Genomic DNA, 23629 nt, shown 5'->3' on the forward strand with positions numbered 1-23629 from the left:
TGTGTGCAGCCACTAGGCCATCACCGACCCGTTCGCAGGCATCAGCACCAGCACGAACTGCAGCGTTCACCGCACCCGTTTCGCCACGTACCAACACCGTCACATAACCACCACCGACAAACTGACGGCCAATCAAACGCACTTCGGCGGCCTTGGTCATCGCATCAGCCGCTTCAATAGCCGGCACCAAACCACGGGTTTCAATCATACCCAACGCAACACCTGATACATCTGCCATTTGCACCCCTCCTTACGAGAACAAAACCCAATATTGGAAACGTTTCAAGGTTCCCAAAAGTCAATGATTCCACCAATGGTCAAATCAGTGTGAATCTCAAAATCGCCCGCCGCATAACGCGCCGCCGAACCTGCTACCGTAAACACCCACTTACCCGGTGGAACCCCTACGGGATCCATCGCTACATTCAGTTTCCCTGCTGCATCGGACAACACCCGTAATGAACTTTGCTTCAGTCCAGGAACCCGACGGGTGACCACCAGCTCCGAAACCACCTGCATGATCTCCACGACTACAGCGGGTCCCAGTTATCAATAATACCGATAATCGTAAGATCTGATGGGTAATCCTTACTGCCAGCGGCTTCGCGCGCTGCCGAAGATCCCACACAAATCACCCAATCACCGGGAATACAACCAATGGCATCTACGGCCAGAGAGCGTGGGCCATCTTCTTTCTCCTGAACTACCAGTAAGGGACGATGACCCATTTCCGCAATACGATTGGTCGATACCAGAGTTTTCTCCACACGCATGATCTTCATGGGAGTGGCACCTCCTCCAATGGGCTACCCAGTTTCTGATTCTGGATGCTGCCGTGTAAATAAAGCATACCTGCGGACAGTAAATCACTGTACCGTGCACGAATAGCTGCTGCCACGCGCTGTAACTTGATAATAATACGTTCTCTGTGGCCGGGGACATTGGCGTCATAACTGTAGTGAATCGCCATGGGTATGGGTAAACCCTGTTCGACATTCAGATGCCGAAAAATTTTGACTCCCACGTCCAGATCCGCAGCACCTTCCTCCACCGTATCGAGGCGGGCAAAGTAAGCCAGATTACGCACCTGCAATTCCTGAAACCCATCACCAATACTGATAAAGCGTTCGCCATGGCCTTTGTCCGGATACCAGCCACCGTAATTTTCAGCGACGTATTCTATCTGGCTCAAATTGTTGATGAGCAAATTGGCCATCAAGCGCCGCATCCCGTCATGCGGCTTGCCCACACCCTGTCCCCAGCCGCCGACGTCGCTAACATTCTCAATAGCTTCATAAATCGTGAGGCGCGCCTGATCGGCATTCATACCCAGAGTCTTTTTATAGAGTTCGGCATTATCCACAAAGCGGAACAAACTCAAATCTCCCCGACTATCCGGCACATGAATGCGAATCGCATCAGTATCCGTATCGAGGCCAATCAGCAAAATATCGGTACTGGCCCCACAACAAAAAGCATTTTCGATACCTTGACGAAACTGTTGCAAGCGTTCGAGAGCCGCTTCCATGGCTACTTTTTCATTACTCTGATGTGCGGCGCATCCTTGATGCGTGGGGTCCAGTGAACTGCCATGATATACGGCCACCTTCAAATACCGGGTGCCACTATCAGAAGTACTGGGATACCCCTCACGGAAGCGCCGTAATTCTGCCGCCTGCCAATCAAGAATATCGTCCTCCACATCAAACAAAGTGCCGGCAAATGCAGAGCGTCGCAGCAAATCCGAAGCAGGCAACCGTAAAATATAGGGAAATAACCCTTTCAAGCGACCGTCAGCGCAAGCCGAAACATTGACTGCATGAAAACCACAATCGACCAGCAAGGCATCGAGGCTTTGGCCATCGGCCAGTTCCTGATGAATACGCTGTGAAAATTGCTCGACACCTGCCGTCAATGCCGAAAATACGCTGGAACTATACAAGGTCGGCACATCCACCCCATGAATCCACGACCTCTCCAAAACGGCTTCAGGAAAGGGGTGACCTAAATGCTGTTCTGCTAGACGGTTAGCCTGCTCGGTAAAGTCACGCGATGCGCCCAAAGCAGCCACTTCTTTCAGAACCGGCACAATTTCATCAAAGCGCCGTTTGATACTTGCTTCGCATCGGGCCAGACGATCATTTTCGGCTTTATTCACCAGGGCATGGTGGCATTGGCGTGCGGGCAGGCTGGCGCAGGCTGGATGCACAGCCGGCTTACCGTCAGCCTGCTGGGGAACCTGAACATGCTCAGCCTGAGAGAACTGCCTGGCCATGGGCATAGGTATGGAACCTGGTATACCTATACCACGCATGCGTCTGATTTTGCGTGTGTCCAAGCTTCAGCCCTCAACCTGCAGAGCTGAATTATCCCGGAACAGATGCAGAAAATGCATCATCCTCGTGCGCCTCCGGAATAAGTGACCAATGAACCCCGTGAAGAACTCCCGCTGCTGCCGGTCAACTTGGATTCACTCAACGCTGCCGACAAAGCCTGCCCTTTGTTTACGCCCGCAGACATGACACAAATTTTCGCATCACCGCGTTGCGTAGGATTACGCTTTTGGGCCCAGTGTCCTTCCGTGCCGGTGACGCGCTTACTCCGACTCCAGTCGTCACCAGTAATCTTCCAAGCACCACGTTCGGGCACAGCCATTTCCGAAGAGACTGCTCCCGGGCTGGCAGGCATGCCTGGCTGCACGGCAAGCGGAGTACCTTGCAGCACTTCCCGGGTCCGGAACTCCGGCGTACCGGTCACCAGCCCTCTTGCCAGATTGACCGGGCCAGTGACGCGATCATTCTGATCCGCACTATTGCCGGTAATACGATTGGGCATCTGCCGGGACGGAGGAACAATACTGAAGTCCTGCGGCGCATTCACTACGGCCTGGGGAGACTGTGGAGCAACCGGGGCGTCCACAAAACGGGTGCTGGCCGGTGCCACTTGTGCCATGGCCTGTTTTTTGAGCGCACAGTTACTGCAGCATGCCGGTTCCTCTTGAGGCGTACTTGAAGCTATGGCTGACTGCATCACGGCCTCCTGAGGAGTTGATTCAGGCAGATTGCTGAGAGCATCCCCCGCGTAGGGTGTTCCAGAAACGGCTGAAAATGCCCCGACCTCATTACCTGTTACATTTTCTGAGGGTGTTAGCAACGGTCCACTGACCAACTGTCCAGTAGCGGTCCGAGTGACACCCACTTTAGGAGCTTCAGCATGCGGAGTGCTCGCGCATGCAGCATAATGCTCTGCCCCATAATATTCCGTACCGGTGACGGGCAAGCACTCTCCACGCTCGTCACCTGACATTTTTGGGTGTGAACTCACTCCTGTCCCTGTCAGAGCGGTACCCGACAGGCTGGACATCATTCCCACCTTATCCACGCCACCGCCGCACAAGTTCGCCACAGCGTAACCTGTACCGGTTACCCGTTGACAACTACCAGGCTCATTACCAGTGACTTTTTCAGAACGATCTACCAGATTGCCGGTAATACGCAGCCCCTTATCGGTACTACTGATACCGACCTTGGCAGGTACCGGTTCCGGTGCCGCCGTACGGCATAAAGACTGAAAGGTTTCCTGACTCAGATACTCCGTACCGGTAACCGGCCGACATTCACCGGAGTCCAGTCCCGTAATTTTGCTTGAGCTGTCCACCGCTGTTCCGGAAATCTGTTCACCTGCCAGGGTGTGCGTTTGCGAAACCTTGGGTGGTGCGCCGTTAATGGTCATCCGGGCCACTCCAGCATCAGAATACTGGGAACCCGTAATCCGCTGCTGAACGCCCGTCTCGGAACCCGTCACAGCAATGGTTCTTGCTTCATCGGAGCCACTGATCGGCAAGCGTTGTTTCGCCGAAATACCCATCGCCACTTTCTGAGGCCGGGCTGGCAACTCTGACTGACAAAATGCACCAAAGTTTTCCATGCTCAGGTATTCGGTACCCGTGACTGCCGTACACGTACCGGCTTCATCACCAGTCACTTCAGCAGATCGGCCCAGTTGCGTGCCAGACACAGACTGCCGCGCAGTGGTACTGGACTGCCCTACCTTGGCAGGATTAGGCGCCGGACGACTGTTGCAAAAACTGGTGAACTGATCAGTGCCAACATATTCGGTACCGGTAATTCCCCGACAGGATCCGGCCTCATTACCAGTAACTGCAGCCTGGCGAGTCACTTGCGTTCCGGTTACTTCAGAGCCTATCAAAGTGGTATCCACTTCGACTTTCTGTGGGGCCCGATACTTCCTGGAACGTAACTGACCGGCAGCTTGAGCAGGCTGAGTACGACCCCGACCATGTTCTGCCTGTTCCTGGCGATGTAAACGGGCAAATTCCCGGCCATTACCATTTTGCAGATAACGCAAGCGTGCGGCGGCAGAACTCAGACCACGCATTACGGTCAGTGCTACCTTACCCTTCTGGGAGAGAGTCTGACGCCGCGCCTTGCAGAGCTGTCGCACTGAACTTTCGCGCCAGGCAAAATCAGACGGGTTTGACTCAACCATTTCACATACAGAATCCAGAAAAGATTCTTCCACACCGGGAATCAGCGGCTGCTCAACATTTTCAGCCACCGTCACTGCTTGGCTGCTTTCTGCCGGGGCAGCCCGACGACGGCTGCGCGAACGCCGTTGTTCCGGATCAGACCAACACTGCGCACCCGTACATCTTTGGGCACGATGCGCTAATGCGGCTTCTCTTCCGGTGTTTTTCTGGGACATGTTATCAATTTGTACAGATGGCGACATGACCACTGCGGATGCTGTGGAATCTGTCTTCATCGAATTCGGTACAGACTTTGGCTCAGCAGCTGCTGGCACTGACCGTGTTCTTTCGGTTTGCTTGCGCACGGCCTGCTGGCGCCGCATCTTCTGCGCCAAAGCCCGACCACGCAAGTGACCGGAAGCGGATAATTCAGACATATTGCCTCCCTTGATGTAGCCGCCGTAAAAAACACGGCGGCTTCGTCACTGCTGCCCCTGTTCAGGAGCCCCGGTAAACCACAAACGCCAGACCTTGGCTCTGGGTGTAGTTGTCGTAACCGATCAACTTCACCAGATGACCCGGGTATTCGCGGTGGCAGGCTTCCAACTCCGCCAGAATGGCGTCAACACTTCTTTCGCCAAACATGGGAAGCTTCCACATATACCAGTAATGCGTGAACGAACGACTGGGCTCTACATGTTCTACTGCAGGGTTCCAACCCTGAGCGACAATGTACTGAATTTGAGCCCGAATCTGTTCAGCAGACATGGGGGGCAGGTATGAAAACGTCTCATACCGGCGGACTTGCTTATAATCTTGCACATCGGCCATGATGACCTCCTTCCTGAATAAGCTGATGAATTACCAGAAATTAGCGGTTCTGTACGTCGAGCTTGTCGACCGTATCGAACTCAAACTTGATTTCTTTCCAGGTTTCCAGAGCGATCTTGAGTTCTGGCGAATGGCGAGCTGCATTCATCAACACTTCCTTGCCTTCCTTCTCGATCTCGACGCCACGGTTACGGGCTTCTACGCACGCTTCCAGAGCCACGCGGTTAGCCGCCGCACCTGCCGCATTACCCCACGGGTGACCCAGAGTACCGCCACCAAACTGCAGTACGGAGTCATCACCGAAAATACTCACCAGTGCCGGCATATGCCACACGTGAATACCACCGGAAGCCACGGCAAAGGCACCGGGCATGGAGCCCCAATCCTGATCAAAGAAAATACCGCGACTGCGATCTTCAGGAATGTAGGATTCGCGAAGCAGGTCAATCCAGCCCAGGGTAGAAGCGCGATCGCCTTCCAGCTTACCGACCACGGTACCGGTATGGAGGTGATCACCACCGGACAAACGCAGGGCCTTGGTCAACACCCGGAAGTGAATACCATGGTTGGGGTTACGGTCGATAACCGCATGCATGGCGCGGTGAACATGCAACAGTATGCCATTTTTGCGGCACCAGCGGGCCAAACCGGTATTTGCACAGAAACCACCGGTGAGGAAGTCATGCATGATGATGGGCATACCCAGTTCTTTGGCGAACTCGGCGCGCTCGTACATTTCTTCCGGAGAAGGCGCGGTCACGTTCAGATAGTGACCCTTGCGCTCACCCGTCTGGGCTTCGGCATTGTGGATGGCATCAGCCACGAACAGGAAGCGGTCACGCCAGCGCATGAAAGGCTGGGAATTGACGTTTTCGTCATCCTTGGTGAAATCCAGACCACCACGCAGGGCTTCATATACTGCACGACCGTAATTCTTGGCAGAAAGACCCAGCTTGGGCTTGATGGTACAACCCAGCATCGGCCGGCCATACTTGTCGAGCAAGTCACGTTCTACCTGAATACCATGGGACGGACCGTTACAGGTCATGACGTAATGCAGCGGGAAGCGCACGTCTTCCAGACGCAGGGCACGAACCGCTTTAAATCCGAATACGTTACCCACCAGCGAGGTGAACACGTTAACCACCGAACCTTCTTCAAAAAGGTCGATCGGATATGCGATGAACGCATAGAAAGCCGCGTCGTCACCGGGGACGTCTTCAATGCGATACGCACGACCCTTGTAGTAGTCCATGTCGGTAAGCAGGTCAGTCCAGACCGTAGTCCAGGTGCCGGTAGATGATTCTGCGGCTACTGCCGCCGCTGCTTCTTCCCGATCCACACCGGCCTGCGGGATAATCTTGAAACACGCCAAAAGATCCGACTCGAGCGGCACGTAGTCCGGAGCCCAATATGTGTGGCGGTACTCCTTGACGCCGGCTTCATATTTACCAGCCATAAGATTCCTCCTAAAGTATCAGTCTAACTTGACCTGCAAAGCTGTAACCCTTGACGAATGTACAAAGTGCATTCCATAAGGTAAAGTAAAAAGAAATTAATATTACCTTTTGGAAAAGTAAAACCTTGATAATCCGCCATCCGACCCTGCACCAATTACGTATTTTTACGGTGCTTGCGCGACACCTTAACATGACCCGCGCTGCAACGGAATTACACCAGACGCCTTCTGCACTGTCCATACAGATCAAACAACTTTCTGAGACCGCCGGTGAGCCTCTGTATGAACAAATGGGCAAAAAACTTTACCTCACTGCTGCCGGAGAAGCCGTTGCCAGAGCCGGCAACGACATCCTGCGCCGTCTGGATGCGCTGAATCAGGAGCTTAACGCCCAGCGCAATCTCGAATCCGGGACGCTCAACCTGTCCATCATTTCGACGGCAGAGTATTTTGCGCCACGCCTCATTGGCACTTTCTGCAAGGAACATGCAGGTATTGAAGTTCACCTAGAAATTGCCAATCGCGACACCATCCTTGAAAGACTCAAGCAAAACCTCGACGACATTTACATCATGGGTCAGGTTCCCGATGATATTGATGGTGTTGCCCGCCCCTTTATGGATAATCCGCTGGTTGTACTGGCTCCTGGCGATCACCCGTTAGCTGAACAATCCCGCATTACCCCGGAGCAACTAAAAGACGAAGCCTTTATTCTCCGGGAAGAAGGTTCCGGAACCCGGCTGACTGCCCAGAATTTCTTCCAGGAACAGGGGGTCCAGCTGAAAGTCAGAATGACCATGAGCAGCAATGAAGCGGTCAAGCAGCTGGTCGCCGGCGGACTGGGGCTGAGCGTCCTGTCCCTCAACACCATTGCTGCCGAAGCCAATGCCGGAAACATTGCCATTCTGGATGTCGTGGGTTTCCCCATTCTCAGGCAATGGCACGCCGTACATCGCAAGAACAAACGGTTAACCGCCGTAGCGCAAAAGTTCATGGACTTTTTGCTGGAAGGTAATTATTGATCTTGGCTGATTCAAACGGCCGTGCCATTATTCCGGGATGCTTCCGTCCTTTTTTGTGCATTTATGAGTAAACACCCACTGCGTAGTGTATTGAAAGTCGGAAGCAACACCATGCTTTCCCGACTGCTCGGTTTCGCCCGCGACATTATTCTTGCGCACTTGTTCGGGGCCGGGGAAATGGCTGATGCTTTTTTTGTGGCCTTCCGGATTCCCAACCTGTTTCGGCGACTATTTGGAGAAGGCGCCTTCTCGCAATCTTTTGTTCCGGTTCTGGGAGAGTACCGGGCGCAGCGCACGACGGCGGAAGCCCAGGCTTTTGTCGCCGACATCAGTGGCTGGCTGGCCCTGACCCTGGCCATCGTCACCCTGATCGGCATTCTCGGGGCCAGCGCGGTAGTTTACGCCATAGCTCCAGGCTTTGCTGATAACCCCGGCAAATTCCAGCTGACTGTGGAATTACTGCGTATTACTTTTCCCTATCTCTTTCTGATCTCATTGGTGGCACTGGCTGGTGGTGTGCTCAATACCTACGGCCATTTTACGGTGCCTGCTTTTACGCCGGTTTTCCTGAATCTCAGCATTATTGCCACGGCATTATTCTGGGCACCGCATCTTGCCCAACCGGTTATTGCCGTAGCCTGGGGTGTTTTGATAGGTGGCGTGGTGCAACTTCTGTTTCAATTTCCGGCTCTGAAAAAACTGGGATATTTACGCTGGCCGCGCCTGCGCCGCCGTGATCCGGGAGTCGCCAAGGTTTTGCGCCTGATGGGGCCAGCCGCTTTCGGCGCATCGGTCGCCCAGGTCAATTTATTCCTGAATACCATCCTGGCCTCTTTGGTCGGGGCTAATGTGGTTTCATACCTCTATTATTCTGACCGGCTGGTGGAATTTCCTCTGGGCGTTTTTGGTGTGGCTTTGGGAACCGTAGTATTACCCCTGCTATCCCGTCAGGCGGCTGAGCGTTCTGCGCAATTTCCGGAAACTCTGGACTGGGCTCTGCGCCTGACCTGGCTGATCGGCCTTCCGGCGACTGTAGGCCTGCTGATTCTGGCGCAGCCACTTCTTATCAGCCTGTTTCGCTATGGTGCATACAGTGCCGAAGATGCCTGGCAGAGCAGTCTAAGCCTGATGGGTTATGGTATCGGCATATTACCCATCATTGCCGCACGCGTTCTTGCCCCCGCTTTTTACGCGCATCAAAATACCCGAACACCCGTCCGCTTCGGCATGATCAGCGTTGCGGTCAACATGATCATCAGCCTGATTCTTGCCTGGCCCTTGCAACAACTGGGGTTGGCGATTGCCACCAGCACAGCGGCACTGGTGAATGCCATTTTGCTCTGGCGCCGCCTGCATCGGGATGGTCTTTACCAAATACAGGCAGGGTGGTGGCCCTTCCTGCTGAAATCCAGTGCTATGGCGATCATCATGGGCTTGGTGTTATTTTGCTTGCGAGGCGATACTGCACTGTGGCTTGCCCTGCCGTTGTGGGAAAGACTACTGCGGATACTTGGCCTGGTGGGCATAGCCGCTGTTTTATATCTGGGTGGCACCTGGGGTCTGGGTATCCATGAACTGCGCGATATTATCCGAAGGAGAACTGACCGTGCCTGAAACGGACGGATTACATGGACATGGAGATTCGGTATTTGCCATTCAGCGACCGGGGCAAATTCGGGTGTTCACCTTGTTGGAAGCCCAGCAAATTTTTCCGTTGGTCCGCAATATTACCGCCCAGGCTTTCGATGAACTCTCTCCGGTTTTGGAGTCCATGCGGGCCAGCATGGAAAATCATCTTCTTTTACAGCAACAGGAAATCCACTACGAAGAAATCGTGCAGCGCTGGATCAACAAAATGGAGCGTCTGGGGGTGGTCGTTTCGGGATTATGGCTGGTGGATTTTGATACGGGTGATGGTTATTTGTGCTGGCGACACCCAGAAACCGTGTTGGGTTACTACCATGGTCATGAACAGGGCTTTGGTCAGCGCCGCCCTTTGCTGGAGGTTATCCGGGAACAACATCCCGGATGGGCAGACTGCACACCCATGATCTAGGGTTCTCCATGAATTTAGGCTAGTATGTCGCCATTTTACCGCGAAACGGATCCCAAATAATCCCGCATGAATTTCCCAGGCTTTTTCCATCGACGCAGCCATGGTCCTGCCAGCTCAGCGCTGGCGGTCAGCATCGGCAATTTTGACGGTGTCCATAGAGGACATCAGTCCTTGCTGCAGTCCCTGCGGCAAAGCGATTTACCGACGGCTGTTTTGACCTTTGAACCCCTGCCCCGGGAATTTTTTCAGGCATCCCAGGCCGCCCCCCGGCTCAGCAGTCTTCGTGAAAAAATCAGCGCGCTGCGTCATTACGATGTGGATCAAATTTACTGTCTGCCTTTTGATCAGACTTTGGCCCGACTTTCCGCTGAAGATTTCATTACGCGCATTTTGGTGCAGCAATTACAATGTCGCTTTCTGGTGGTCGGCCATGACTTTCGTTTTGGGGCAGCGCGACGGGGCGATCTGGAGATGCTTCAGCATTTCGGCCGCCAACATGGTTTTGCCGTAATGGAACAGCCCGCCTTCAGCCTGGACGGCCAACGCGTCAGCAGCACAGGTATTCGTGCGGCATTGCTGGCGGGTAACCTGGACCAGGCCAAACACTGGTTGGGCAGACCCTATACCCTCTGTGGTAAAATCGTTCACGGTGATCATCTGGGTCGTGAACTGGGCTTCCCGACCGCCAACATTCCCCTGAATCGCCGGCCCGTTCCGGTCAAAGGCATTTTTGCTGGACGTCTGCACAGCCTTCAAGGAAGCTGGATAGCCGCCATCAGTATTGGCTTGCGACCTACCGTCGGCGGTAAGCAAATGGTGCTGGAGGCACACTGCCTGGATGCAGACAGTCCTGATCTTTATGGACAGCACGTTCAGGTAGAACTGCACCAGCAATTACGTCATGAAGAAAAATACCCGGATCTCGATTCCCTCAAGGCAGCCATTGCCCAGGATATTATCCATACCCGCCGTTTTTTTGCCGAACACCCTTAGGATTTTCAAAACTCATGGACTACAAGCTGACACTGAATCTTCCCCAAACGGACTTTCCCATGCAGGGCAAACTCCCGGAACGCGAACCGGCGACACTGGCGCGCTGGCAGGAGCATGATTTATATACCTCTATCCAGACGGCGCGCAGCAAAGCTCCGGTATTTATCCTGCATGACGGCCCTCCTTACGCTAACGGCAAAATTCATATAGGCCATGCGGTCAATAAAATCCTCAAGGACATCATCAACAAAAGCAAATTGAGTGAAGGTTACCGGGTCCCTTATGTGCCGGGCTGGGATTGTCATGGCTTGCCCATTGAAATCCAGGTAGAAAAAGAACTGGGACGCCCCGGAGAAAAAGTCAGCGCCCAGGAATTTCGCAACGCTTGCCGGACCTACGCAGAAGGCCAGATTGTCGGACAAAAGCAGGATTTCGAACGACTCGGCATCCTCGGCGACTGGCAGCATCCCTATCTGACCATGCATTTTGCGGCAGAAGCCAATATTCTTCGGGAGCTTGGCCATTTGACCGTCAATGGTCAGGTAGTGCGCGGTGCCAAACCCGTCCACTGGTGTGTGGATTGTGGTAGTGCGCTGGCCGAAGCCGAAGTCGAATATCAGGATCGTACGGATCCCTCCATTGATGTGGCATTTGCTGTTGTCGATCCGGCTGACCTGCAGCAACGGCTGGGGCTGAAAGAGGCCGCCGCCGCCAGCGTTGTCATCTGGACCACTACTCCATGGACTTTGCCAGCCAATCAGGCGGTCGCCGTACATCCCGATTATTCTTATGTTCTCCTGCGCAGCGGGCATCGCCATATTCTGGTAGCTGCCGATCTGGCCGAAAGCACCCTCGCCCGTTATGGAGAAACCTCGGAAAATGGTCATGCCATTCTGGCAGAATGTACCGGATCGCAGCTCGAAGGACTGATTCTGCAGCATCCTTTTCTGGATCGTCAGGTTCCGGTCATTCTTGGCCATCACGTTACCCTGGAAGCCGGTACCGGATGTGTGCACACTGCGCCTGCGCATGGCGTAGAGGACTATGAAGCCAGTCGTCATTATCATCTGCCGGTGGAAAGTCCCTTGCAGGATAACGGCCGCTTGCGTGATGACCTGCCCCGTGGGCTGGCCGGGCTGAATATTCGTCAGGCCAACGAAAGAATCATCGAACTGCTGCAGGAGGAAGATGCCTTACTGCACCTGGAAAAAATCCGCCACAGCTATCCGCATTGCTGGCGACACAAGACGCCCCTGCTGTTTCGGGCGACGCCGCAATGGTTTATCAGCATGTCTGCCAACCATCTCCGCGACAAGGCCCTCTCTGCCATAGAAGCAACGCGCTGGATTCCCGACTGGGGTCAGGAGCGCATTGCCGGCATGATCCGTCAGCGTCCGGACTGGTGTATTTCCCGGCAAAGAGCCTGGGGCGTACCGATTGCCTTGTTTTTCTGCGGCCAGTGTGGTGAACCGCTGCGCGATGCGGAAACTTTCGAACGGATTGCTCAGGCGGTGGAAGCCAACGGTGTTGATGCCTGGTTCAACCAGCCTGCCGAGGATTTTCTTCCGGCAGGAGCCCATTGTGCAGCCTGTGGACATGATCATTTCCACAAGAGCACTGATATTCTTGACGTCTGGTTTGATTCCGGCTCGACCCACGCCTTTGTCCTGGAGCAGCGTCCGGACCTGCAAAGTCCTGCCGACCTGTATCTGGAAGGTTCAGATCAACATCGTGGCTGGTTTCAGTCCTCCCTGCTGGAGTCTGTAGCCAGCCGGGGGCGTGCACCATTCAAGGCGGTTTTGACTCATGGCTTCACGGTGGATGGTGAAGGCCGCAAAATGAGCAAGTCGGTGGGTAACGTCATTGCCCCACAAAGCATTATCGACCGTTATGGTGCGGACATCCTGCGGTTCTGGGTGGCTTCGGCAGATTACCGGGGGGAAATCCCCATTTCTGATGCCATCGTCAAGCAGCTGGGGGATAGTTATCGGCGCATTCGCAACACCGCGCGCTATATTCTCGGCAACACGTCTGATTTTGACTTCGCAAAAGACGCTCTGCCCACGTCAGCATTGCTGGAAATGGATCGCTGGATGCTGGCGCGTGCCGCACTACTGCAGGAAGAAATTCGTGCGGCCTATGGCGAATATCAATTTCTGAAGGTCCAGCAAAAGCTCCAACATTTTTGCTCCATCGACCTCGGCGGCCTCTATCTGGACGTACTCAAGGATCGTCTCTACACCTCGCCGGCTGCTTCTCACGCCCGCCGTTCCGCGCAAACCGTCCTCTGGCAGATGCTGGAAGCCATGGTGCGCTGGATGGCACCTGTCCTGAGCTTTACCGCAGAAGAAATCTGGCAGGAAATGCGGGATCGGCCTGCGCCCAGTGTGTTTTTTGGTGAATACCCGGTCCTCCCTCTGCCCGAGGACGCACTCCAACTCAATACCCGCTGGGAGCGTCTCAGTCAGTTGCGGGATGCCGTCAATGCGGCACTGGAACTGCTGCGTCAGGACAAAAAAATTGGCTCAGGTCTGGATGCCGAACTGCAGATTTATGCCAACGATGACTGGCAGGCGTTTCTGCACCCTCTGGGAGAAGAGCTGCGCTATTTTTTGATGACTTCCGCCGGCAGCATTCATGCCTACTCCGAGCGACCGGAAAACAGCGCCGAACTGGTTCCCGGGGTTGCCCTGCAGGTACAAACGAGCACGGCCAGCAAATGTGCGCGTTGCTGGCATCGCCGTCATGATGTCGGTCAGCATGCCGGGCATCCGGAAATTTGCGGTCGTTGTGTGAGCAATCTTGAATTACCAGGCGAACAACGGGAGTTCTGCTGATGTTACGTTACCTTTGGCTGTCTTTTGCCGTTATCCTTGCAGATCAGGGCGTCAAACTCTGGCTGAGTCACATCTGGCGGGTGGGACAGGGTATTGTCGTCATCCCCGGCCTCCTGAATTTTCGCCTCGTCCACAACACCGGGGCTGCTTTCAGTTTTCTGGCCGGTGCAGGCGGTTGGCAACGCTGGCTGCTCATTGGTATTGCCCTGCTGGTCGTTGTCGTCATTGTCGCCATCCTGCGTCGTCTCAAACCCGGTAGCACCTGGACTGCCATTTCCCTTGCACTCATTCTTGGCGGTGCTGTAGGCAATCTGATTGATCGCATTCGCCTTGGCTATGTAGTGGACTTTATTGGGGCGCACTGGGGTTCTTTATATTGGCCTTACTTTAATATTGCCGACAGTGCCATTTCCATCGGCGCTGTGATTCTGGTTCTGGACGCTTTCCGCCGTCATTAGCCTTCAGGTTACAAAAACGTCCCATTGAGCAGTGGGGAGTTTTTGCGACACGGGCCAAAGTCGCTGCAAAGCTTCCCGACCTACCGCCGGTTTTAGGGGGCACCCTGTAAAAACGGGCACATTGTCGTCAAAACGTGACATAAAGCGGCCAACTGACCGTTCGGATAATTTTTGTGTATTGATTTCTATATATTTATTATTATGGCACGCTCCTTGCTTTACCGTTTTCAATAGAAAGCTAAGGAGATAGCAGATGGATAACAGCACAAATTTGTTAGCAGCTTTGCGTCGGGTTCGCAGCTTCCCCAGCTACGCTTCTTTCATGGCAGGACATGAAAGACAACGCATCAAACGAGAATTACAGAAACGCCTGCTCCGCTTGCGCCGGCAACGACAGGTTCAGCAACGCCCCAACTTTGTGACCAAACACCAACAAATAGCGGGCGGTATTTTCCAGCATATTTTTCACTGAAGTTCAAACGCAGGCGCGCTGAATATCCTTTCCGCACTCCTGCAAAAACTGCCAGCGTGCCACCCACTCATGCACCGGATGGGGAGAGGCCCCAGCAATCGCCTGACGAAAAGCTTCGAGATCTTTTTCGACCTGTTTCAAAACACTGAGCAAACGTCGCAAGCGCCCAGGATCCCCCTTGCGTTTGGCTGTTTCTATGGATTCTCCTGCAACAGCCAGGGCGCGGGGAAAATCCATGGCCTGGCGCAAAACCGCATCCCGTTTTTTTCTTTCCCCCCCGGCTTCGCGATCAGGCATGCGGGGCACCCGTTGTTGCCATTCTTTCAATAAATCCAGAGACTGCTTTTCGAGATCCATACGCAATTTTTCGGTAGCGCCCGCCAACAAGCGGGCACTTTTCAGCTTACGATCATCATGACGAAGACGAGCCTGACTGGTAAGACCCAGGGCAAGATCCTGCTCACTGACCAGCCCTTCGGCAATCAGCAACTTCCCAAGACGTTCATTCCCCAGTGCTTGATGGCGGAGAGCGCGGTCAAGCTGTTCTGGAGAAATAAAGCCGCGCTGCAACAGAACTTGGCCAATACGGCGTTTTTCTTGATCGTTTATCATTATTTTCTGCGCCGACCGACGCTTTAATTCCTGTGTACCAGTCCGGCCCGCGCCTGAGCACGCGGTTTTATGATGATTTCGTCAATATTGACATGAGCAGGACGGCTGACCACCCAGCTAATGGCATCAGCAATATCTGCTGCCACCAAAGGCTCCATACCCGCATATACACTCGCCGCACGTTCTGCATCTCCGGCAAAGCGCACCAGACTGAATTCGGTTTCTACCAACCCGGGATCTATTTCGGTAATGCGAATGGGTTTGCCCAGCCATTCCACACGCAGAGTCTCGGTAATCGCCTTGACCGCATGCTTGCAGGCCGTGTAACCCGCACCACCGGCATAGGTTTCATGGGCGGCAATACTGCCGATATTGACCAGGTGTCCAACGCCGGAAGAAGCTTTCAACAGTCGTGGATAGAGTGCCTTACTCATGCGCGCCAAGCCCAGCACATTACTGTCCCACATGCGTTGCCAGTGGGATTCCTCCATCTCGGCAACAGGCTCAAGGCCCAGCGCACCGCCGGCATTATTGACCAGAATATCCACAGCCTCGGGTAACTGATCCACAAAATGACGAACACTTTCCGTGTCGGTGACATCCAGAGTCAGGGCCACCCCCTGAATTTCTTCTGCCAATGCCTGCAGTCTTTCCAGACGGCGGGCACCGACGTATACCTTACATCCCTGGCGGGCAAGCTGACGCGCTGTTTCTGCGCCAATACCCGACGAAGCACCCGTAACCACGGCACAGCGCTGGACGGGGATCATGCCCAACCCTCCGGTTCATTACCGGCCCGCCACTTGATGCTACAACCCACACTGGGTAGGACTTTTGCTGGAGGCTCATGCTTTTCCAACACGGCAGCTACCGCCGCAGACAGATCTTTTCCGGTAACCGGTAGCGTATTTTTGGGACGACTGTCATCAAACTGGCCATGGTAAAAAAGCTTGCCCGCCTGATCAAAAAGAAAAATATCCGGGGTACAAGCGGCGTTAAAGGCCTTGGCTACGGCCTGGTCTTCATCAAAAAGATAAGGAAAGGCGTAACCGGCACGCTGAGCTTCGGCAGGCATTTTCTCCGGGGCATCCTCAGGATAAGTTTCTGGATCATTACTGTTAATGGCCACCACCTGAAGCCCCGTATTTTGCCACTGACGGGCCAACTCACCCAACTGCTTACTGATATGCAGTACATAAGGACAGTGGTTGCAGATGAACAGCACCAGTAAGGGCTTGCCCTGGGCGGATGTACTGGACCACAGCGCACTCCGCCCTCCCTCTGGCAAAGAAAAAGCGGGCATGGCGCCACCAACGGGTAAATCTTTTGCGGTCATTGCCATAATTGCATCTCCTAAGTTTCCTGATGATGAGCCGAAGCTCGGCGTTGTGCTGATCGTTTGGCGGTCATGCGGGTGCCGGGTGCAAACCATCTGCTGGGCCTTGCTGCTGTACGGCTTCCAGCACCCAGGCACCATTACCTTGCAGGCGCAGGCAATGCTGGTGGTGCTGCAGCAAACTGGAGCGATGACCGACACTGATGATTGCGCTTTCCGGAAGTGCTTCGACCAGCAGTTGATATAGTCGGTTTTCGGCGGGTTCATCCAGAGCCGAACTCGCCTCATCCAGAAATAACCACTGCGGTTTTTGCACCAGCACCCGCGCGAAAGCCAGACGCTGCTGTTCCCCCAAGGATAACACATGCGACCAGAGCCGGGAGTCATCCAGATTATCTGCGAGACTATTCATATCAACCATGCGCAAAATCTGCTGCAGCTGCTGGTCCTCCACATTGGCTCCAAAGGGATACACCAAGACATCCCGGAGGGTACCCAGAGGCAGGTAAGGTTTTTGGGGAAGAAACAAAGGCCGCTCCCCTTCGGGCAGGCCGATTTCTCCATCACCAAAAGGCCAGATACCCGCCAGACTGCGGATCAGCGTGCTTTTCCCGCCACCGGAAGGCCCCATGATCAACAGTCGCTCACGACGATGGACGTCAAAATTCAGGTCATGCACCAGTTCCCGGCCATCGGGCAAGCGCACATTGAGATCCTTGACCTGCAGGCAGGGCGCGTTTTTCCGCTCAATCTGATAATGGGTTTCACGGATAACCCGCACCTCATCCATGGATTGTTCAAAAAAGCGCAAACGATCGACGACCGCATGCCAGTTGGCCAGACTACTATAACTGCTGACAATAAAAGAAAGCGCACCTTGCACCTGGGAAAAGGCCATAGCTATTTGCTGCAGTCCACCGATACCAATGGCTTTATTCACAAAATAGGCAGGCATGCTGACAATAAGCGGGAAAATAATGGCCGCCTGACCATAGCCCGATACCCACCAGTTCAGACGCATGGATCGCCAGATGATCCGCCAGTAATTCGCATACACTTCGGCAAAACGCCGGAGAAAATGATGGCGTTCTTCATTTTCACCCCCATATAAAGCCACGCTCTCACTGTTTTCACGCAGGCGCATCATACTGAAACGGAAATCCGCCTGATAGCGTTCCTGATTAAAATTGAGCTTGATCAGCGGGCGGCCAATAAGCGCTGTCAGAATGGTTCCAAAAACGGCATATATCAAGGCAGCCCAAACCAGATAACCGGGAATGGTGTACAGGGCTCCCTTCCAGGGGATGGTAATCATGGCCGACAACTCCCAAAGCATGAACACAAAAGCCGCCAGAGTCGTTATAGAACTCAACAGACCAATGATGATGTTCAGGGTCTGGCTGGTAAAGCTGGCCAGATCTTCGCTGATACGCTGGTCCGGGTTATCTGTACCATCGCCCAGTACCTGCATATGGTAAAACGTACTTTTGGCCAACCAGTTGTCGAGATAATGGCGGGTCAGCCAGCGTCGCCAGCGTATTTCCAGCATCTGGATAAAAAAAGTCTGGGATACGGCGGCTATGATGTAGGCTGTCGCCAACAATAGAAAAATCAGCATCTGATGCCAGGCCGCATTGACCGCAAAACGCTGCAAGGCATTCCAGAAAACGGCATACCATTGGGTAATGCGGTAGGAAATAAACACCATAAACAGGTTGAGGATAATGATCAGCGCGAAAACACCCCGTGCACTCCAGCGCTCTTCTGAATGCCACCAATATGGCTTACTGATGCGCCACAAGTCGCGAAAAAATGCTCCGTTAAACTGCTTCATGCACTCTCCCCACCCATAAAATCTTTCAACATCTCAACGCTCCTCCGGTCTTCGCGCTTCCCCCGGCTTAATTATTGCTATGATTCCAGGAGAGTCTTATCTATAAAGTTCAGGAGAATAGCATGACCCAATCCAAAAACCATTCCCGTCGTCAGTTCATCGGAGGTATCGCTGCTGTTGCTGGAGTCGGTGCCCTGGCCCTCAGCAATCAGGGCAACGCCCAGGGCATGATGGGACCGACCAAAAACAAGGTAGTGTTTCAACTCAACAAGTCCGATCCGGCTTATATTCTGGACATCCTGCATAGTGCTGCCGTCGTCCTCGGACATTTCAACAGCGATGCTGATATTGTCATCGACTGCTTCGGACCCGGCCTCTGGTTGCTGGTCAAGGCCCCGAAAAACCATCAACATTACGAAAAATTCATTATGGAACAGGTAGAAAGCCTGCACATGTATGGCGTGGTTTTCAACGCCTGTGAACAGACCATGAAAACCATCCACATCGACAAGGCAGATCTGATTTCGCAGGCAGTACCCGTGTTTAGCGGCGCGGTGGATCTTATTACCCTGCAGCAAAAGGGTTACGCCTATATCGCCTGGTAAAAATGCTCAGTCCAGTTGCCGATGTTGCAGAGCGGGCAACTGCTTTCGGCAACTTTGCAGGTAATCCCTGTCCATTCCAGCCATCACCCATCCCGGTCCCTGTTCCATGCGGGCCAGAACCTGCCCCCAAGGGTCAATAATCATGCTGCCGCCAAAAGTCTGACGACCATTCTGGTGCAGGCCACCCTGATCGGCAGCCAGCACATACGCCTGATTTTCGATAGCTCTGGCGCGCAGCAAACTTTCCCAGTGGGCGGCACCCGTTTGTCGGGTGAAAGCGCTGGGCACCACCAGCAGTTCGGCACCGGCGTAATGACGATACAACTCCGGAAAACGCAAATCATAACAAATGGAGAGCCCCAGTTGACCCCAAGGGGTTTCTACCCGGACCGGCTGCTTGCCGGGTGCAATACTACGGGATTCACGATACGTTTCCCCACCCGCCAGATCCACATCAAAGAGATGAATTTTGTCATAGCGCGCGCGGCGCTGGCCTTCATTATCGTAAACCAGACAAGTCGCATGGCAACGCCCATCCGGGGCTGCAATGGGGATGCTGCCGCCCACCAGCCAGCAGCCCTGCTGACGCGCCTGATCCGCCAGCCAGGACTGAATAACACCTTCGCCATCGGGTTCCATCAGCGCGAGCTTGTCCGTTTCATGGCGCCCCATAAAGGCAAAATTCTCGGGCAGCAGGATCAGGTTCGCCCCCTCACGGGCGGCCTCCCGGATCAGTCCTGCAGCTTGCTCAAGATTTTCTGAAGGGATATCCGAAGAAACCATCTGAATCACGGCAAGCTGAGCGTCCATGCGTTATTTATCCTTGGCTGACGATGACGATATGCGGGTAACCATGGGGTGTTCCCAAGAGCCCTGGGCACGATAATCCAATTTTAGCACCTTACCCGAATTCCCAAACAGTGCCGGGCCCAGAAGCGGAAAATGCCCCAGCAGCCAATCAAAACTCTGCAAGGGATAAACCTGCAAATTCAGATTCATTTGCTGATCAACCATGTCCAGGACCCCTGCTCCATGCATGGCCAGCGCACTGGAGTTCAGGCGAATATCCTGACTGCGTGCCAAACCCTTCCCGAGAACAAAGCTTGCCGAAAGCTCATGAAAAAACAAACCCTCTCCAAATAATGGGCGGTAATCCAGGGTGAGCAGATCTTTCAGCAGGGTCGTTGGATTCACATAAACCAGCCAGGACACATCCGTCCCCATTTTTTTGAGGCGGCCGTTTTTTATACTGGACTGGATCGTCCCTTGAAGATGCTGCACTTTCCATTTCCAGGGTGCGCCCGGCCAGGAAATTTTTCCCGTATACCGGGCTTGCCCATATTCCAGACTGTTCATCCCCACCGCTTCCAGAGCCGGGCCAATATTGTGGCTCTGCACGGTTCCCTGCAATGTAGACCTGCCACCATCATGGGGCTGCCATGCGCCGCTGAGATCCCAGTGACTACCGAGCCATTCCCCTTGCAAAGCCGATAGTTGCCAGCCTCTTGCTGAGCGTTCTGCCTGCAAGGTCACCTCATTGGCGCGATGCCCCCGCCAATCCAGGTGGTCCATATGGGCGTCCAGGTCTAGCGGGCTACCTGTGGCCCAGGCCGGAGAAGAAGGCACCCCGGAAGTCAGCCGGACAGACTGCAGATGTTCGGTCTGCGCAGGGCTGAGTATCAGTTTCTGCACATTCAGATGGATGGCGGCCGCTTGTGCCGGACCTCGTGCCGCCTGATAAGTGAGCTTGCCTGCAGACTGAGGGCTGCGCCAGTGCAAATGCCAGTTACGGCCACGGGCCTCTCCCTGCATCCGGGTATGCTGCCAAACCTGCCCCAGCAGCTGCACTTGCTGCCAATGCAGGTCAAAACGAGTGGTTGGCAAGCTGCCTCCCAGGCCACCTTCCGGTAAGAGAGCGAACCATTCATCCACAGGCAGAACCTTACCCTGCCCATCTATCATCACGCCGTGGCCGGGCATTTTGGGAAGGGATCCCGCCCCCAGGCGCAGCGCTGCAGCCCGCCACTGCCAATGCCTACCTTTCCTTTTCCAGCTCAGCCGGGCTTGACCTTGAGCTGCGTGAACCGTCAGATCAAAAGCACGGTGCCAAAGCCCCTGTCCCGAGATGTTGACGCGGGACTCATCCGCATAATTCCAGTTAAAGGGTGCCGGGAGGGTACTTCGACTACGCTGTAACCGGGTATCTCCCAATAAGCGCAGCCTGCCATTTTCCAGGGTTCCGGATACCTGGTAGGGAATCACACCATGCAGTCTGGATTGCCAGGATTGCGGCAGCGGTAACTGCCCGGCCTGCAGCGACCCCTGCAATTGCATCTGCAGATTCGCCCGATGGTCAAGCTCTTGGGCTTGCAAACTCAATTGTGCGGGGCCGCCAACAAACTGACCCTGCAGGTTTTTGGCACTGATGGCATCGCGCTGAAAATGAATGGGTCCCGAAATGGATTCAGCTTGCCAGTTTCCTATTTTCATACCGGCCTTCTGCAAAGCAAGCACACCCTGTATCCGGGTTTTTTCATGATGAAAAGGCACTTTCAGGGCCAGATGCAACTGTCCTTCCCCGGAAAGTTGCAGGGGCAGTGTTTGCGCCTGGCTTAAAATAGGGGTCTGACGCAAATAAGGCAGCAGTTTTGCCATGGCCAGAGGCGTATTGATTTCTGCATACAGGGGCGATGCATATGCCGTATCCAGATTACCAATGGAAACTTGCGCCTCCCGTACCGGAATGCCAGCAACATCTCCTTGACTGCGAACGGTTAAGTCATTTCCAGTCCACTGCAAAAGGGCCTCCAGGTGCTCCGCATCGGGCCAGCGTGGCGCGTAATGCAAATGCACATTGTGAAAATGCGCCTGCAGATTCAGGTGTTCATGATTGCGGTTTTGGGGCAGACGCTGCCAGGGACCTTGCCAGCGCAAATCTGCCTTTGCCAGAGTACCACTGAGAAAGGCCCTGGAAAGCCAGCGCTGCAATGCCGGTGAAATTCCCTGATTCGGCAGAAAAGTGTTGATGTCGCGTACTGGCAGGTGCTGCAGTCGGGCTTGCAAATGTAATTGTTGTGGACCAATGCTGGCGGTTAGCCGCAAATCTCCAGGACCATGAACTAACAAAGGAGCAGCCTGCAAAGACCAGTGCTGAGCATTCCAGCGACCGGAAATATTCCCCGACACTTTTTGTAAAAACCAGGGATGCGCAAAATAACGCGGCCAAAATACATTCAGTTGGCGGCTTTGCAGGTGTAGGTTGAATTGTTGCGGTTGAAAATCAAGCTGGCCGCTCAATCCGTCCAGGCGTGGAGCCTGACCCAGAGCGGGAATATCCAGATCGTCCAGCCGGGTTTGTAGTTGCCAGCCCAGCTTTTGGGAGTTCCGGATTTTTGCAAAATGTACCTGCATGTCCCGCAAGCTTCCGTGCCAGGATGATTGGCGCCAGTTTTGCCAGTGCGCTGGTAATAAAGGACCGACAATGTCCATAACAAGCTGAACCGGCAAGTTTTTGGCACGGAAATCACCCTGCAATCGCCCCTGCCAATGGAGACGCAACCGGGCGGACAAGGGCTGCGCACTGATCCCTCTGATTTGTGAAATCTCAAGCTGCCCCGAGTGGGCACGCCCCTGCCAGCGAAGCTGCCCTTCCACCCTGGTCGCTTTCCGCCCTGAAAAACCCGGATGTTTCCATTGAAAATGGCCGTCCAAAGCGCTGGGCAAGCCACCCTGCCAGACCAGACTGCCCTCTGCACTCAGCACTCCCTGCAGCGCAGGGAAACGGCCATCCAGTTCATGCAACCAGGCTAAGGGCAGGCCATGTACCGCCCATTGCCCATTTCCTGCTGAGCGTGCTGACCGGGCAAAAATGCTCCGCACCGCGCCCGCGTACTCCAGACTGCCGCCTTGTGCCCAGTCGAGGTGAACCTGCATGTCCGGTCGTAAGCCGCCCGTACTGAGCCACTGCAAATGCAAGTCTGTTGAATGATTATTGTCCGGCAATTTGATCAAAAAATGTTGGATGTGCAGACGTGCTGGATCCAGTTTGAGATTAAAATGACCCTTGGATTGACCCGGTTTCAGTCCAGCCAGCTGCCAATGACCCTGGGCATTTTTGAGGAGTTTTACAGAACCACTGGTCACATCCAGTTTTCTGACCAGCAGGTCGCCCGCGAACAGCGGCAAGACAAAAAGCTGCAAGTTCACATCATTCAGGGACAAATCCGGATGGACGGCAGACCCAATCAGCAAATGCTGAAATTGCACAGTGGGTCCGCCCTTCCATCCGGTTCGGATGGCACTCAGTTGTACGGGTTCCGAGAAATGCTGTATCAAGGCGCTGCGCAGATAATCCCGGAGCAGTTCCGGCCTGTATATAAAAAACAGATAAGCGGCAAGTATCAGCAGCAGTGCGCCCGCGACCAGCACTGCCAAAATCTGGGCGTACCCAACAGCCAGTCTGCGCAGAGACTGTCGCAGTCCTGCCTGATGCGGGGCATCAGCATGGGCATCAGCCATGATACCCGGTCGATGTCGGTGAAAATACTGAGGAAATACTTGAGGTTCCTGAATAGCACAAGAAAATATACGGGGGTTACAGGGATCGTATCATAACCATCTTCAGG

21 protein-coding genes are annotated in these 23629 nt (G+C 54.2%); 8 read left to right on the forward strand and 13 right to left on the reverse strand.

The features are described from left to right. From HAP95_RS16535 to HAP95_RS16565, 7 genes are all read right to left on the reverse strand, one after another. The coding region (locus tag HAP95_RS16535) for a BMC domain-containing protein (protein WP_215885231.1) at positions 1 to 238 on the reverse strand (238 nt) is incomplete at its 3' end. A gap of 44 nt (positions 239 to 282) precedes the next feature. Next, positions 283 to 519 (reverse strand): carboxysome peptide B, encoded by a 237-nt coding sequence (locus HAP95_RS16540; protein WP_226832874.1) that lies wholly within the window; start codon positions 517 to 519, stop codon positions 283 to 285. 11 nt (positions 520 to 530) lie between these two features. Further along, on the reverse strand, positions 531 to 782 hold the full coding sequence (gene csoS4, locus HAP95_RS16545) for an alpha-carboxysome shell vertex protein CsoS4 (RefSeq protein WP_215863712.1): 252 nt from the start codon (positions 780 to 782) through the stop codon (positions 531 to 533). Next, on the reverse strand, positions 779 to 2281 hold the full coding sequence (locus HAP95_RS16550) for a carboxysome shell carbonic anhydrase (RefSeq protein WP_226832875.1): 1503 nt from the start codon (positions 2279 to 2281) through the stop codon (positions 779 to 781). Before HAP95_RS16550 ends, csoS4 begins: the two co-directional genes overlap by 4 nt. Positions 2282 to 2394: 113 nt before the next feature. Continuing rightward, on the reverse strand, positions 2395 to 4926 hold the full coding sequence (locus HAP95_RS16555) for an alpha-carboxysome scaffolding protein CsoS2 (protein WP_215885232.1): 2532 nt from the start codon (positions 4924 to 4926) through the stop codon (positions 2395 to 2397). A gap of 61 nt (positions 4927 to 4987) precedes the next feature. After that, complete coding sequence (locus HAP95_RS16560; protein ID WP_010637868.1) at positions 4988 to 5320, reverse strand: ribulose bisphosphate carboxylase small subunit; 333 nt, start codon at positions 5318 to 5320, stop codon at positions 4988 to 4990. Positions 5321 to 5360: 40 nt separating this feature from the next. After that, entirely contained in the window at positions 5361 to 6779 is a 1419-nt protein-coding gene (locus HAP95_RS16565; protein ID WP_215863714.1) for a form I ribulose bisphosphate carboxylase large subunit, read from the reverse strand. Positions 6780 to 6904: 125 nt separating this feature from the next. On the opposite strand from HAP95_RS16565, the gene HAP95_RS16570 reads away from it, so the two are divergent. The 7 genes from HAP95_RS16570 to HAP95_RS16600 all read left to right on the forward strand — a co-directional run bounded on the left by HAP95_RS16570 (position 6905) and on the right by HAP95_RS16600 (position 14617). After that, positions 6905 to 7801, forward strand: coding sequence for a LysR family transcriptional regulator (locus tag HAP95_RS16570; RefSeq protein WP_215885233.1), 897 nt, complete (start codon positions 6905 to 6907; stop codon positions 7799 to 7801). A 63-nt stretch (positions 7802 to 7864) separates the two neighbouring features. Continuing rightward, on the forward strand, positions 7865 to 9415 hold the full coding sequence (murJ, locus tag HAP95_RS16575; protein WP_215885234.1) for a murein biosynthesis integral membrane protein MurJ: 1551 nt from the start codon (positions 7865 to 7867) through the stop codon (positions 9413 to 9415). Beyond that, positions 9408 to 9857: a DUF2203 family protein gene (locus tag HAP95_RS16580; protein ID WP_215885235.1), complete on the forward strand. Its 450-nt coding sequence runs from the start codon at positions 9408 to 9410 to the stop codon at positions 9855 to 9857. Before murJ ends, HAP95_RS16580 begins: the two co-directional genes overlap by 8 nt. Positions 9858 to 9923: 66 nt before the next feature. Beyond that, positions 9924 to 10850, forward strand: a complete 927-nt coding sequence (locus HAP95_RS16585) for a bifunctional riboflavin kinase/FAD synthetase (protein ID WP_215885236.1) — start codon at positions 9924 to 9926, stop codon at positions 10848 to 10850. Between the two features lie 14 nt (positions 10851 to 10864). After that, positions 10865 to 13687 carry an isoleucine--tRNA ligase gene (gene ileS, locus HAP95_RS16590; RefSeq protein WP_215885237.1) on the forward strand — a complete coding sequence of 941 codons (2823 nt, stop codon included), beginning with the start codon at positions 10865 to 10867 and terminating at the stop codon, positions 13685 to 13687. Continuing rightward, positions 13687 to 14145: a signal peptidase II gene (lspA, locus tag HAP95_RS16595; RefSeq protein WP_193651018.1), complete on the forward strand. Its 459-nt coding sequence runs from the start codon at positions 13687 to 13689 to the stop codon at positions 14143 to 14145. Before ileS ends, lspA begins: the two co-directional genes overlap by 1 nt. A gap of 253 nt (positions 14146 to 14398) precedes the next feature. After that, positions 14399 to 14617 carry a hypothetical protein gene (locus HAP95_RS16600; RefSeq protein WP_215885238.1) on the forward strand — a complete coding sequence of 73 codons (219 nt, stop codon included), beginning with the start codon at positions 14399 to 14401 and terminating at the stop codon, positions 14615 to 14617. A 3-nt stretch (positions 14618 to 14620) separates the two neighbouring features. On the opposite strand, the gene HAP95_RS16605 is transcribed toward HAP95_RS16600, so the two are convergent. From HAP95_RS16605 to HAP95_RS16620, 4 genes are all read right to left on the reverse strand, one after another. Beyond that, entirely contained in the window at positions 14621 to 15229 is a 609-nt protein-coding gene (locus HAP95_RS16605; protein ID WP_215885239.1) for a cyclic di-GMP-binding domain-containing protein, MshE-related, read from the reverse strand. Positions 15230 to 15252: 23 nt separating this feature from the next. Continuing rightward, on the reverse strand, positions 15253 to 15999 hold the full coding sequence (locus HAP95_RS16610) for an SDR family NAD(P)-dependent oxidoreductase (RefSeq protein ID WP_215885240.1): 747 nt from the start codon (positions 15997 to 15999) through the stop codon (positions 15253 to 15255). Then, complete coding sequence (locus tag HAP95_RS16615; RefSeq protein ID WP_215885241.1) at positions 15996 to 16571, reverse strand: thioredoxin family protein; 576 nt, start codon at positions 16569 to 16571, stop codon at positions 15996 to 15998. Before HAP95_RS16615 ends, HAP95_RS16610 begins: the two co-directional genes overlap by 4 nt. Positions 16572 to 16635: 64 nt before the next feature. After that, entirely contained in the window at positions 16636 to 18399 is a 1764-nt protein-coding gene (locus HAP95_RS16620; protein WP_215885242.1) for an ABC transporter ATP-binding protein/permease, read from the reverse strand. A gap of 122 nt (positions 18400 to 18521) precedes the next feature. Between HAP95_RS16620 and HAP95_RS16625 the strand changes: the two genes are divergently transcribed. Continuing rightward, complete coding sequence (locus HAP95_RS16625) at positions 18522 to 19004, forward strand: DsrE family protein (RefSeq protein WP_215885243.1); 483 nt, start codon at positions 18522 to 18524, stop codon at positions 19002 to 19004. Between the two features lie 6 nt (positions 19005 to 19010). On the opposite strand, the gene HAP95_RS16630 is transcribed toward HAP95_RS16625, so the two are convergent. Continuing rightward, positions 19011 to 19814 (reverse strand): carbon-nitrogen hydrolase family protein, encoded by an 804-nt coding sequence (locus tag HAP95_RS16630; protein WP_215885244.1) that lies wholly within the window; start codon positions 19812 to 19814, stop codon positions 19011 to 19013. Positions 19815 to 19817: 3 nt separating this feature from the next. Next, the gene (locus tag HAP95_RS16635; RefSeq protein ID WP_215885245.1) at positions 19818 to 23522 is read right to left on the reverse strand and encodes a YhdP family phospholipid transporter; all 3705 of its coding nucleotides are present in this window, start codon (positions 23520 to 23522) and stop codon (positions 19818 to 19820) included. Positions 23523 to 23629: the final 107 nt, after the last annotated feature.

The organism is Acidithiobacillus sulfurivorans (assembly GCF_018853815.1).
Classification (GTDB): Bacteria; Pseudomonadota; Gammaproteobacteria; order Acidithiobacillales; family Acidithiobacillaceae; genus Acidithiobacillus; species Acidithiobacillus sulfurivorans.